This is a genomic window from Kordia sp. (assembly GCF_965283645.1).
Classification (GTDB): domain Bacteria; phylum Bacteroidota; class Bacteroidia; order Flavobacteriales; family Flavobacteriaceae; genus Kordia.
In genome coordinates, this window is sequence record NZ_CBDIPG010000001.1 from 249,524 (window position 1) to 263,559 (window position 14,036).

The 14,036-nt window shown below is 30.0% G+C and carries 12 protein-coding genes; 9 read left to right on the forward strand and 3 right to left on the reverse strand.

The features are described from left to right. The first annotated feature begins 204 nt into the window (after positions 1 to 204). Positions 205 to 762: a porin family protein gene (locus ACQ654_RS01125; RefSeq protein WP_430408468.1), complete on the forward strand. Its 558-nt coding sequence runs from the start codon at positions 205 to 207 to the stop codon at positions 760 to 762. A 191-nt stretch (positions 763 to 953) separates the two neighbouring features. Here ACQ654_RS01125 and ACQ654_RS01130 read toward each other — a convergent pair whose 3' ends face one another. Further along, a complete protein-coding gene (locus ACQ654_RS01130; protein ID WP_430408469.1) occupies positions 954 to 1,514 on the reverse strand; it encodes a DUF4494 domain-containing protein in 561 nt (186 codons plus the stop codon). A 565-nt stretch (positions 1,515 to 2,079) separates the two neighbouring features. Here ACQ654_RS01130 and ACQ654_RS01135 point away from each other — a divergent pair. The 3 genes from ACQ654_RS01135 (at position 2,080) to ACQ654_RS01145 (ending at position 7,158) form a co-directional block, all read left to right on the forward strand. Continuing rightward, positions 2,080 to 3,933, forward strand: coding sequence for an OmpA family protein (locus ACQ654_RS01135; protein ID WP_430408470.1), 1,854 nt, complete (start codon positions 2,080 to 2,082; stop codon positions 3,931 to 3,933). 347 nt (positions 3,934 to 4,280) lie between these two features. Next, positions 4,281 to 5,735: an FAD-binding oxidoreductase gene (locus ACQ654_RS01140; protein WP_430408471.1), complete on the forward strand. Its 1,455-nt coding sequence runs from the start codon at positions 4,281 to 4,283 to the stop codon at positions 5,733 to 5,735. A gap of 154 nt (positions 5,736 to 5,889) precedes the next feature. After that, positions 5,890 to 7,158: a M18 family aminopeptidase gene (locus ACQ654_RS01145; protein ID WP_430408472.1), complete on the forward strand. Its 1,269-nt coding sequence runs from the start codon at positions 5,890 to 5,892 to the stop codon at positions 7,156 to 7,158. 21 nt (positions 7,159 to 7,179) lie between these two features. Here ACQ654_RS01145 and ACQ654_RS01150 read toward each other — a convergent pair whose 3' ends face one another. After that, positions 7,180 to 7,896, reverse strand: a complete 717-nt coding sequence (locus ACQ654_RS01150) for a LytR/AlgR family response regulator transcription factor (RefSeq protein WP_430408473.1) — start codon at positions 7,894 to 7,896, stop codon at positions 7,180 to 7,182. After that, positions 7,889 to 8,950 (reverse strand): sensor histidine kinase, encoded by a 1,062-nt coding sequence (locus ACQ654_RS01155; protein ID WP_430408474.1) that lies wholly within the window; start codon positions 8,948 to 8,950, stop codon positions 7,889 to 7,891. The genes ACQ654_RS01150 and ACQ654_RS01155 overlap by 8 nt, the downstream gene beginning before the upstream one ends. Before the next feature lie 197 nt (positions 8,951 to 9,147). Here ACQ654_RS01155 and ACQ654_RS01160 point away from each other — a divergent pair, with 197 nt between their 5' ends. From ACQ654_RS01160 to ACQ654_RS01180, 5 genes are all read left to right on the forward strand, one after another. Continuing rightward, the gene (locus ACQ654_RS01160) at positions 9,148 to 9,513 is read left to right on the forward strand and encodes a MotA/TolQ/ExbB proton channel family protein (RefSeq protein WP_430408475.1); all 366 of its coding nucleotides are present in this window, start codon (positions 9,148 to 9,150) and stop codon (positions 9,511 to 9,513) included. A gap of 37 nt (positions 9,514 to 9,550) precedes the next feature. Next, a complete protein-coding gene (locus ACQ654_RS01165) occupies positions 9,551 to 10,765 on the forward strand; it encodes an alpha/beta hydrolase-fold protein (RefSeq protein ID WP_430408476.1) in 1,215 nt (404 codons plus the stop codon). Positions 10,766 to 11,246: 481 nt separating this feature from the next. Beyond that, positions 11,247 to 11,942 (forward strand): hypothetical protein, encoded by a 696-nt coding sequence (locus tag ACQ654_RS01170; protein ID WP_430408477.1) that lies wholly within the window; start codon positions 11,247 to 11,249, stop codon positions 11,940 to 11,942. Position 11,943: 1 nt separating this feature from the next. After that, positions 11,944 to 13,629, forward strand: a complete 1,686-nt coding sequence (locus tag ACQ654_RS01175) for a hypothetical protein (RefSeq protein ID WP_430408478.1) — start codon at positions 11,944 to 11,946, stop codon at positions 13,627 to 13,629. After that, the gene (locus ACQ654_RS01180; protein WP_430408479.1) at positions 13,626 to 14,012 is read left to right on the forward strand and encodes a hypothetical protein; all 387 of its coding nucleotides are present in this window, start codon (positions 13,626 to 13,628) and stop codon (positions 14,010 to 14,012) included. The genes ACQ654_RS01175 and ACQ654_RS01180 overlap by 4 nt, the downstream gene beginning before the upstream one ends. The last annotated feature ends 24 nt before the right edge of the window (positions 14,013 to 14,036 follow it).

Consider the following 14,036-nt stretch of genomic DNA (forward strand, 5'->3'; position numbering starts at 1 on the left):
CATTCATAGACTATAGAAAATTATTTTAATAAAATTGTTAAAAAAGAGTGTTTTTCATTACTATAAGATAAGTTTAACACCTTTTAACTTACTATTTCTAAGCTATTCGTTAAAAATGGTTAAAAAGGTTAAATCGCCTTTAAAGAGTACATAAAGGTGCATAATATTCTCTTGTTTTGTTTCAAACAAATTAAATTTTAAATAATGAAAAAAATAGTACTTATTACTGTGATGACCGTTTTTGGATTCGCAACTATGAATGCTCAGGATGTTGAATTTGGAGCTAAACTTGGAGCCAATTTTGGATCACTTTACGGCAACAATACTGGAAGTATTGATCCTATACTTAGTGTAATTAATTTTGGTTTTTATTCAGAAATACCTTTGAATGAAAAATTCTCTTTTCAGCCAGAAATAATGTATTCAATTCAAGGTTTTAGCGTTGATGATAAGATAACAAGACTAAATTACCTGAATCTTCCGTTAATGGGGAAATATTATCTAACAAAAAAGTTAAGTGTAGAAGCGGGTCCACAAGTTGGTTTTTTAGTGTCTGCTAAAGGTCCAACGGGAAATGTAAAAGGCAATTTTAAAACATTAGACGTTGGTGTAAATTTTGGTGTAGGATATAAGTTAAATAACGGATTAAACTTTGGCGCTCGATACAACTTGGGATTATCAAATATTAATGATATGAATGGTTCTTCTGATAAATTAAGAAATGGCGTATTACAGGTTACTGTTGGTTATTCATTTTTCTAATTTAGTTTTATTCATTACTCATCAATTTAAACAAAACAAAAGAAAAGTTATCATTGTGAATGAAATGAAGCAATCTGTGAAATTTAAGTTATTAATTCACAGATTGCTTCAAAATTATAATTTTTTCTAATGACGTTATTAGTACCTTTTTAGACAGCTTCTTACATTATTTTTTAAATAATCGATGTCATTTATTCAGTTTCAACTGAAAGAACATCCGCCATTTCTAAATTTTCATCAAAGTTATTCGTTGCTGGGACAGAATCTTTTAATGCGATAAACTTTTCCATTTTTTTCAATTCACTCTCTTCACCTGAAAAATAAGGAAATACATCCATTATTGGAGATTCAGAAATTGCAGGAATGGTATATTCTGCCATCGTGTCTTTCATGGCAATAACGGTATTTTCATACGCTTCTTTTACATCATTTCCTTGTATCAATAAATATTGATTCGATTTACGCTCTTTACCACTTTCTTCATCAAAAGAAATCATGGCAACCTTGCATTTGAACCATCTATCAGAATTCTCAAACGGATGTATTTCAGCATAATTAGCCACTTTAATATTCGTAATCTTAATTTCTTCGCCTTCTCGTAAATAGGCTGCCATTTCTTGCGTTATTCTACTTTCTGCTTCAGTATACGAAATAGCATCTACTAAAAAAGGTTCTGTTTTTAGCTTTTGTTCACCTGTTACTTCATCTAGTTTTCTATATTTCACTTTGCACTCATACCATGTTGCGCTCATATCTTTATATTTTAAGGGAGCCAAATATAGGATTTAGTTTCACTTAAAAAAGTCAAAAATTAGAATAGATATTCACAATGTTAAGAAGGATTTTATAGATGTTTTAATGTGAAGAAGTTAGGGTTTTTATAAATGTAAGATAACTAATGATATTCGTTGTGTGCTATAAAATTGCTATACTCATTTAGATATGTTTCCGAATATGAATGTTTTCGATTTGATAAAAGCGATTTTCTCTTTAAACTTCGTGAAAAAGCGATCAAAAAATAGTCTTATCAAAAAAATATTCAAAATTTGAAAGAATTTAACACTTCTCAAATATCGAAATAAACTCATAAAATATGAGGTTATTGATAATAAAAGTGACTTGTTATTATTAAAAAACTAAGTTAATTCATTAAATTCTTATGAATTAATAAGAACATTCATTTTGAGTTTTGCGATTGCGATAAAATAATTAGCAAATGAGTTATTTTTTGATCTAAATATGTTGTTGATTTGCCTATCGTTTCTACCAAGACTATTTGATTTGTAGTGTAAAAAAAATTAAAAAATTAAAAAAAAAATGAAACAGTATTACACATTTATTACGTTATTATTAGCAGCATTATGGACACAATCATCCTTTTCTCAAGACACAGATAAAAGCTGGTATATTGAAGCAGGAGTAAGTGCTATAGATCTTTATCCAGTAGGAGAAGATATGCCACAAGGAGAATTTCTTGACGAATTTATCAACCTAAATGACCACTGGAATTTTGGATATTATTTAGGAGTTTCAAGAAACCTAACAAACAATTTATCTTTAAGTGCAAGAGGTACAGTTAGTGAAATTACCAAGTATGGAGATTTTGGAATTGTAGATGAAAGTGTATTGGTCGATAATTTAAAATATTATGGACTTGATGCAATGCTGAACTACAGTTTTGGTAATAGAAAGTTACAACCTTTTGTTGCTGTTGGTGGTGGTTATTCATGGCTGGAAGAAGGACCATTTAACACATCAGGTTCAACTTCAGGTGATTTAATTGGCGCAGGAACCGTAAACGGATCTATTGGTCTTAATTATTGGATTAGCGACAAATTTGCTTTAAAACTTCAAACAACATACAAACATTCTTTCAAGGACTATTTGCCAAAACATTGGAACCATAATTTAGGTATTTCTTACAGACTTGGAAAAATGGAAGATACAACAACTGAACCAAATCCAGTTTCAGTGAAAAATTCGCCTTGGTCTTTTGAGGCAGGTTTGAGTGCTGTAAATTTTTATCCTGTAGGAGAAGATGCGCCACAAGGTGACTATTTTGATGAGTTTTTCAATCTAAACGATCACTGGAATATGGGCTTTTATGTAGCAGTTACAAGAAACTTGACAGATAATTTATCTGTTACTGGTAAAACAACATTCCAACAAATAAGCAAGTACGGAGAATTTGGAGAAATGGACGAAAGTGTTTTAGTTGATAACCTAAAATATTACGGCTTAGACGGAATGGTTAACTATAGTTTTGGTCAAGGAAAATTACAACCTTTCGTAGCAGTCGGTGGTGGTTATACATGGCTTGAAGAAGGAACATACAATACGTCTAGTGCAACTTCAGGTGATTTAATTGGCGCAGGTACAGCAAATGGATCTGTTGGAGTTAAATATTGGTTTAGTGACAGAATTGGTATCAACTTACAATCAACTTACAAACATTCATTTAAAGATTACTTACCAAAACACTTTGATCACAACTTAGGTTTGGTATATAGAATTGGAACAAGCGAACCAGCAGCGGAAGAAGATAACGATAGAGATGGAGATGGTATTCCTGATGAATTGGACTTATGTCCAGATACTTTTGGAATCGCTGAATTTGGTGGTTGTCCTGATACCGACGGAGACGGAGTTGCTGACAAAGACGATTTGTGTCCTGAAATAAAAGGTCTTATTGAATTTGGTGGATGTCCTGATACAGATGGAGACGGTTTCCCAGATAACAAGGATAAATGTCCTACTGTAAAAGGAACAGACGAAGGTTGTCCGGCAACAATTGTTGAAACAGTAATTGAAACAGTTGTAGACTCAGCAGTTGGAGAACGAAAAGTATATTTCAATACAGATAGTACAAAACTTGACCTCAATGCTAAAGAAACATTGGACGCAATTGCGGCGAACTTAAAAAGCGATACAACGTATAACATTTCAATTGAAGGTCACGCAGATAGTAGAGGAACTAACAACTATAATGACAAACTTTCTTTGGCTAGAGCGCAAGCAATCAAAACATATCTCGATAGTAAAAACTTGACTAATAGCAATATTACTATTTCAGGTAAAGGAGAAACAGAGCCAATTGCAACAAACAATACAGCAGCTGGAAGAGCATTAAATAGAAGAGTAGAGTTAATTATAAATATTACTGCTAAGTAATTTCAGTTTATTATTAATTGAAAATTGTGCTATCATAGAAATATGATAGCACTTTTTTTGTTTGATAGATGTAGATTCTCATTGAGAATTGCTAATCTTCAATACTTTCAATTTGGAAAAAAGTAGGGTAGCGCGTTGGCATACTGAAGTTTTTAAAAAGTTAATACTGAAAAGTTTCTCTTACTAATAGTGATGGAACATTAGTTATCCAATCCTAGAATAGGAGCGCAGTGTGTTTAGAATGTGTTTTAGTACAATGTTAATTTCTTAATTAAATTATAGCTTAAATCTTGTTAATTCTTTCTACATTTAGATTCATAAATTTACAATTTAACCTGCTCTCAAATATGTCTGTATTCACCATACCAAAAACTACCTACAATAACCTACTAATTGAACTTGAACAAAATGGAATAAAATATGAGGAAACCAAAGGAGATTATTTCCCAGCTTATGCGCAAATGCATAATCATGATGCTGTAATTCCACAACTTATAATTTCTCCAATAAGTGAATGGGGAGTTTCTAAAACATTTTCAATTTTTACGCGCCTGGGAATTTATAACAATACTCCTGTTTCTGTAAAATCTGGCGGACATGGTTACTTTAACGGGGCTTCCTGTGAAGGAATAATGATCAATCTCTCGTTAATGGAACATAGCAATATAATAAACAATACGCTCACCGTTCAGCCTGGTTGTATTGTTGGGCAAATCATATATTTACTCCATAAAAATAAAAAAGCGCTGCCGCATGGTGATTGTTTTGACGTTCATGCCGGCGGACATTTTACCACAGCAGGATGGGACTTCATTCTTTCACGAAAATATGGGCTTGGATGCCAATCGGTCATAGGAGGCCGAATTGTACTTTGGGATGGAACAATTCTAGATGTAAACGAAGCATCACATCCAGAGCTATTGTGGGCTTTAAAAGGAGGAGCAGCGGCAGAAACGGGTGTTGTGACTGAGTTACATTTAAATGTCATCAATGAACCAGAAACTGCAAGTTGGTGTTTGTGCTTAATGACGCAGGAAGAATTGAATATTTGTGTATCCAATGCGGTTTTTTACAAATCATGTTCCTTACCGCGAGAAATTTCGGTTTCATACAGAATACATTTTGAACCAGGGTACGATGGTCCTGTCTGCTCTTTCAATGTTTTCAGTTTATTTTCTATCTCAAAAACAATGGAAATATTAAAAAAAGAACTTGGAAATGAGGTGACTGATATGTTGGAAAGATCAAATAACTGGAAAACTGGCTCTATTTTAGATGTAAGAATGGTAACCGCTTCGGACTATCTTACGGAAAATCCAGAAGCAATTGCCGAAGTAACAAGTGAAAAACTACGCAAATCTCCGCTTACGTATTGGGAAGAAACTTCATGGAAAAGAGAAATGAAAGATTCACATTTTAATACCTTATCAAGCTGGACACTTCAAAATTGCGATTCAATGTTTATAGCGCTTTTAAAAGCCTGTGAAAAAATAAAAGAGCATCCGTTAAGGTGGAAAATGTATATTCTAACCTCGGTTGGAGGCGCTAATATTAAGGAAAAAACCAGCTCAATGCGACTTGGAGAAGTTCTCACACGGTATGAACTCCATTGGGATGATGAATCAAATGAAGAAGATAAAAAATGGGCGAAAAAATTTACAGATGAAATTTATACAATTATGCTTTCAAAAGAAGATAAATCTCCTGGACGTGTTTACAGAGGCGATATTTGGCTACATGAACAAGCCTTTGATGAAGATTTGGAAAAAGTAAAGAAAAAATACGCTTGTGTATCTCGGTAAAATATTAGGATTAGTCAGCATAAAAACTAATTGATCTTTTCTCAAAAAATTACGTTCATAACTTGAATACAATTTTGGTTATAAATCAATAGACAATAAAAGAGAATTTAAGTAACTTGGTGTTTTATCATAATCTTTAAACAAAATACGTTACATGTCTTATTCTCAAAGTCTTTTAGAATTTATTGATCAAAGTTCAACGTCATTCCATGCTGTAGAAAATTTAAAAAATGAATTATTCAAGCAAAATTATACAGAACTAAAGGAAGAAGCCAATTGGTCGTTAGAAAAAGGAGGGAAGTATTTTGTAACAAGAGCAGAAGGATCAATTGTCATCTTCAAAACACCTAAGAAATGGTCTAGTAACTATGCATTTTCTATTATTGGAGCACATACTGATTCACCATGTCTACGAATAAAAAATAATCCTATCTCAACAAAAGAAGGATATCAATTATTAAATATTGAAATATATGGAGGCGTTTTATTGACAAGTTGGTTTGACAAAGACCTGTATTTTGGTGGCAGAATAATTATTGAAAATGAAAATGGTCAGTTAGCACAAAGACTAGTTAAAATAGAAAAAAGAGTACGCATACCTCGCTTGGCAATACATTTAGATAGAGAAGTAAATAAGGAAGGATTTAAACCAAACCCACAAGTGCACATGTTTCCTGTAATTGGACTTGATAAAGACCTACAATTTGAGGATTGGATTAAAAAAGAAACAGGACTTTCTGGAAATATACTTAGTTGGGATTTATTTTTGTTTGATGCAGAAAAATCGAGTTTAGGAGGCATCAATAAAGAGTTTATCTTTGCACCTCGATTAGATAACTTAGCCAGTGTGCATGCATCATTTGAGGCTTTGCAACTAGCAGATTCTGAAAATGAAAACATACAAATGGCTGTCTATTTTCAGCACGAAGAAATTGGTTCAGAATCGCAAAATGGAGCAAATTCTAACTTCTTGGAAGCTACTTTAAAACGCATTCATGGTCATATTTCTTCAAACGAAGAAACCTATTTTCAAACCGTGGCGCGTTCATTTTTTATATCCGCCGATATGGCACATGCGGTACATCCTAACTATGCTGACAAGCATGATCGCAATCACAAACCGCATATTGGTGCCGGACCCGTCATAAAAAGTAATGCCAATATGCGTTATGCAACCGATGCTTTTTCGATAGCGAAATTTAAGCAATGGTGTAACAAGGCAACTATTCCTTTTCAAGATTTTTGCAGCCGTAATGATATTGGCTGCGGATCTACCATTGGACCAATGACTGCAGCGAAACTAGGTATACCAACCATAGATGTTGGAAACCCAATGTTATCTATGCACAGTATTAGAGAAATGTGTGGTGTGAAAGATCATGATGCTATTATAAAAGTATTTACTGAATTTTATAAAAGCTAAACACTGAAGTATGAATACCGATCAAAATTTCTCAAGTTGTTTTAAGGCTTCTTTTTTATAAGACCTACTAATTGGTAGTGCTTGTTTGTTAATTGTAATGTATTCATTTGTAAAGGATTGAATGTAGTGTATAGCAATAATATAGGAGCGATGAATACGTAAAAAAAGCTGTTTAGGTAGTTTGGCTTCAATGGCACTTATCGTTTCTCTAGTGACTATTGTGCGATTTGCTACATGTATTTTAAGGTAATCACTATAACTTTCAATGTATAGAATTGAGTTATAATCAATTTTAATCATTTTACGTTCTGATCGTACAAACATAAAATCTGAAATCTCATCAAAAGACGAGTTTGGAGTAGTTACATTTCCGTAAATATCATAATATCGATCCAATGCATTTTTTAATCTATCAAATGAAATAGGTTTAAGTAAATAATCAACAGCTTTTAGCTCAAATCCTTCTACAGCGTAGTCTCTGTATGCAGTTGTGAAAATAACTTTGACATCACTATTAATAGACTTTGCAAATGAAATTCCTGATATTTCTGGCATATTTATATCCAAAAATACCAAATCAATTTGTTGATGACTAATGTGGTTAAACGCTTCTAGGGCATTACTACAACTAGCAACTACATTGATGTTTTTAAATTTTGACAGGTGCGTAACTATAATTTCCCTAGCGATAGATTCATCGTCAACAATCAAACAAGAAATAGTTGAAATATTAGCCATTGCTTGTTGTTTTTAATTTTAAATACACCTCAAAGTCTTCTTTAGTGTCAGTTATAGATAATTTATGTTTATTTGGATACAGTAATTCTAATCGCTTCTTACTATTTTCTAATCCAATACCATGTTGCGAAGACGTATTTTGAGAATTCGAATTTTTTATTCGGAAATATACCTTTCCTATATCAGTTATAATTTCAATATCAATCTTTAAAACTCCATTTTTAATACTGCCATGCTTGAAGCTATTTTCTACAAATGGAAGTAGTAGCATAGGAGCAATGGTCGTATGTTTTGATGCTAGTTTCATATTCATTGAGACTTCTAAAGTGTCATTAAAACGCATTTTTTCTAAATCAATATAATCTTCAATATGTGCAATCTCTTCTGAAATTAACACCAAAGGTTTTTCGGTTTGATACAATAAATAATCTAACAAGTTAGAGAGTTTTAATATCATATCTGGTGCTTTTTCTGCTTTTTTAAGCGCTAAGCCATACATCGTATTTAAAGTATTAAATAAAAAATGAGGATGTATTTGCATTTTGAGATATTTCAGTTCTTGTTCCTTTAGTTTTAGTTGCGTTTCTAAGATTTTTGCTTCCAATTCAGCATTATTCTTTGATTGTTTCAAATTTAACTTCAATAACTTAAAAGCACTCACAACAATAACAACTAAACAAATACTGGTAATGATAAAAATACTGCTTTTACTCAAAACAGTCATTTTTTCAAATTTAAAATTTGTTAGAAATGCCAATGCAAAAAAGATTGAAAAAACAGCTCCAGAAACTAAAATGATTAAGGTGTAAATACTATAAAGTCCAAATAAAAAATACCGTTTTGTAATTAAATAATCGGGTAGTAATTTATATATAGAAACATAAGTAGCACCAATAGTCACAGGCATTAAAAAAAGTGAGAAGTAAACAACATTCATGTCAAAAGTATTGCCAACTCCAAAAATAGAGGTGAAGAATACTAAAATGAAACTCCAAAATAATATATGACGAAGTGTACGTTGTAGCGGTTTTGTTATTTGTGGTTTTATCTTCACATTTATTTAATAATGCTACAATAATAGCGCATTTTTTGTTCTCAATGTTTTTTTATAGATGAATAACAGGTTTAACCTGAGTTTTAACAATAATGTAGAATCGCTTCTTAAAATGGTTGTTAGTCGCATAACTAACTTTTAAAGCAAATTTCACCTTACGTTTGAATACTTATAAAACACGTTAAAACTTCAAAACTATGAGATTATTAAATCAAGGCGGATCAATAATGTATATTATTTTGGTATTACTAGTACTGTCACTATTTTTTATTGTAAAAGCTTTTGTAAGCAAAACCAAAGACGAATTACATTCAAAAAAAATGATTGGTTTAGCTGTAGACTCAAGTTTATTATCACTTGTTATTGGGTGTTTGGGCGCATTATTAGGAATTATAAAACTGTTTAATATGGCAGAAGTGCTTGGTGAAACAAGACCAGACCTTTTTTCAGCAGGATTAAGAGCATCGCTAGCAAACATTACTTTGGGGTTGCTTTCATTTGTAATAGGAAGATTAGGAATCTTACTCTATAAATGGAGCTTAAAATCTGCAGGTAACAAATAATATAAAACGTATGAAATTAAAATCACTTTGCATCTATATGCTACTAGTACTGAGTTATGCTACTAGTAGTGCGCAATCAAAACAGTTACTAAATATTGGTCAATCCGATACTATATATTCTAAGATTCTCAAAGAGAAGCGAACAATTTGGGTTCAAGTTCCAGAAAGTGCATATTCAAAAACAAATCATCCAAATACCTATCCTGTAGTGTATGTTTTAGATGGTGGCGTACATTTTCTTTCTGTTTGTGCTGTTATCAATCAATTATCACCAGGCGCAGTTCCTGAAATGATCGTTGTTGGAATAGGGAATTCAGAAAATAGAACAAGAGATCTTACACCTACTAAAGTAAAAGAAGCGCGTGGTTCATCAGCATGGGTAAAAGATTCTGGTGGAGGAGCACGTTTTACGGATTTCATTGAAAATGAATTAATTCCATATATAGACAACAAATATCCAACTGCAAATAATAAAACTTTTGTAGGTCACTCATTTGGTGGATTATTAGTTGTGAACACATTCATAAATCGTCCTGAATTATTCAATAATTACATAGCTATTGATCCAAGTTTATGGTGGGATAATGAAGTGCTTACACGTGATATAACAGCTAAATTAGCTAGTGAAAAATACAAAAATAAATCACTATTCCTTTCTATTGCAAATCCTTTACCAGCAGATACTGAAAAAGATATTAATGTGCTCATAAAAGACAATTCGATAAATACGGAAGGATTACGTGCCACATATCGATTCTCAAAAATAGTTTCAGAAGCTACAAATAGTGCTGTAAACTTTAAGTACACGTATTATGAAAATGAAGATCACGGAACTATTCCGCTGATTTCTACCTATGACGGAATGCGATTTCTTTTTTCTTGGTATAAAATGAGTGGAAAATTGGTGGATATCATTAAAAACCCAAATACAACAGCAGCAGCACTAACAACAGGTTTTAATACACGTTTTGAAATGCTTTCTAATCATTTGGGCTATCAAGTATATCCTGAGGAAGAAATGCTAAATAATTTAGGATATATGTTTATGTCTCATTCGCCAAAAAAATCGTTAACATTCTTAAAAATGGCTATCAAGTATTATCCAAAAAATGCAAATGGATACGATTCTTTATCCGATTATTACAGATCTCAAAATGACCTTCAAAATGCTATTTTGTATTGTGAAAAAGCATTCGCAATAAGTGGTGCTGAGTACCATAAAAATAAACTAAAGCAATTGAAAAACAAATAGAACGTACTAGTTTCCAAAGTTTTATATTATTCAAAAAGAATGTGTTGAAAAATAATAAGGATTGATTCTCAATTATTTTTCAACACATTCTTTTCTCTGAGACTACATTTTGGTATAGCGACTAAAAATTGTTCGCTTGTAAGGATACTCAATTATAAAACGACACAAAAGCAATTTTGCATAACGCTAATTATAATAATAACTAAAATGTTTTATAATGTTCTCGCGTTATGTAACTTTGCTTAGGAAAAAAGCAAAGTTTATACTTCATGTTTTTAAAAAGTTATTACTAAAAGTTTCTCTTACTAAAGGTAATGGAACAATTTTTTTGCGACGAGTTTACACTGAGTTTGTCGAAGTGTAGGAGGGAAGCGGAATAGTTGTGGAATGAGAATACTATTGAATGTTTTTTGTATTCTTAATTTCATTATCGATATAAAACTCTATTTTTGAATAAATTGTAATATTATAGCGATAACAAATGGAGAATAACTATATAAAATTTAATAAACTTTTCAGTGAATTTCAAAAGAAATCCCGTACAGTTGATAATTATAATGATTATGAAGCTTTCAAAGATATGAAAATAATTTTAGGAGATTATGTCGAAATTTACGATAAGAGAGCATATAAATATTATGATTTAACTGTATCAAAAGTTAAAAAAATGCTTTCTAGTTTTGATGTTTATATGACTAGAGACCTTTTATCATTTTTCATAAAAAAACTAGTTCTTAATGGTAATACAGATAAGGCTAAAGAAATGATAAAATATTTAAATGAAGTTGAAATAAAATGCTCTTGGTCAGATTTAATAAAAGGTAAAAATAAAAGAAAAAATATTCTTAAACTTATTCATAGATGTAGTGCATATAACTTATGGACTTTAATTATCAGTATAACTATAATAATACTTTTTTCTATTTTAATTTTTTCTCCTGCTCATTTTGAATGTATGGAGTTATTAGAGATTCAAAAAAAACAAATAGTTTCTTCAACATTTTTTAATGACTTATTTAATTTAATGTTATATATTTTCGACACAGATTATAAAATGGGCATTAAACCTTTAAATGGTCTTGGAGTACTACTTATTATTTCCTTAAAATCTTTATTTATAGTAATAATTTTTAATTATTTAGTACGAGAGTTAATGGACAAACTTAAAATTTCATAGAATGACTATAGAAGAAATAGATTATGATATTAGAAAGTTTAATTCTTTTTTATTGAGGATCATATTAGGAATCTTACTCATTTTAATTTATCAAAGAAATAATAACTTTTTTGAATCGATAATATATCTTATTAGCGGAATTTCCTACATAGTTTTGCTATTTATGAACTACAGGTTTACTAACAAAAAATACAGAGGAAAAATACGTTTGATTCTTGATTTAATCCTAATTGGAATATTTTTATTCAATAAAAATTTAAGCTTAACAATTAATTATTTACCGTATATAATATTACTATTCAATATTAACAGTCATTCCAACAAAAAAAATAACATTTTATTTTTCATATTTCTTTTTCATATATCTATTTATATTTCAAGTAACTTTAGATTTATAATTACATTCCATTTAATTCCTTTACTTTTTTATGTCTTTATATTTTTTGTTTTTATTCGTAAATATTTCAGAGAGCTTAATGAAAAAGTAATAGATACTGTAGGTGATTTATTTATTGAAAACGTTAATGAAAAGACGAATCATCATATTTTAGAAAAAATTAAAAAACACTTAAATAAAAGGAAAACATTAGGTAATTTTTTTTCAATAGAAAACATATACTTATTTACAGTTTTAAATGAAAACCTTGTTTTAATTAAAGGCTCGGAATTTGTTAAAACTGATCCAGTACTGGTTAAAGATGAAAAAATAAATCTTTTGAATTTTATTGAGAAAAAAAGAAACAGTATATATGCAAGTAAGGAAATAGTAATTGATGGTTTTGAATATAATAATTTAATATGGCTCAAACACAAAATAAAAATGCAACAATATGTCTTCTTGTTAACATTTAAATCTCCAACAGGATTTATAACAGAAGCAATAATATCAAGTTTGAGACCTATTTTTGAGTATGCAACTAGAATATTTTATGTTACAAATACTTTAACCACATTAAAAAAACAGCAAACAGAAATTATAAAAGAAAAAGTTACACATGTTTTGGATGCTCAAAATGCATTACATTTTGTAAAGAATAAACTATCTCCGATAACGAGAACTATTGACTTGATAGATAGACTATATAAACCAAAAGAAGAATTGTCTGAAAGCAACAAAAATTATATAATTAAAAAGTTGAAGAATAATAGAAATAATGAACAGATAAAAGAGATTTTGAGGAAGGCAGAGGTTCTCATAAAAGGTGTTGATAATCTATTGAATCATGAGGATATAATAGTCTCAGTTAAGAGAATTATTGATGTATTAAGACAAAATTGGTTACACCATTTTAATTCTACAGAAGCAATTACTGTTGATATTGAAGACATCTCCAATTTAAAAATTAGTTTTAATTCAATGTTATATGATTTTGTTTTTACAGATATCATTGAAAACTTGAATAAATACTCAGATGAATTTAAAAGCGTAGTTGTTACTCAAGAAAATAATCATAGTATCACAATTTATTTCGTTAATTCTATAAAAGATTTCACAAAGAATTATGAAGACTTAAAAAAAATTAGTGAGTTATATAACCATGAAAATAATGATGAAATTTATAAAAGAAATACTCACGGCTTAAGTTTTGTTCGTCTTTTATTAAGGCGTAAAATGATTACTAATAATATAAGTATAGATAAATCTAAAAAAATGTTTACCTTTAAAATAACTATAGAGCTGCTATGAAAATTTTAATATTTGAGAATGAAATACAGGGAATTAAAGAATCATTTGATGATGTGAATCATCTAGATTTTAATGGTGAATTAGTATTTGAATATTATGAAAAGTCGCAAACCTTTACAAGATTTGACTCTCTAAATGAGTATCATATGGCTTTTATAGATATAGATTTATCTACTAATAGTGAAAAAGATGGTTATGCTATTATTAATGATTTTATTAATAATTATGATTATAAAACTATAGTAGTTATGACAGGGCACGAAGTTAAAGATAAACTTAAAATAAAAGGATGGGGATATTTAAAAGTGTTAGAGAAACCAATTTTTTTAGATGAACTTAAATCTTTAATTGATATATATTTTGAGGAAAGTACGACCTCATAAATTTTTTGAAACATTAGACGTAAT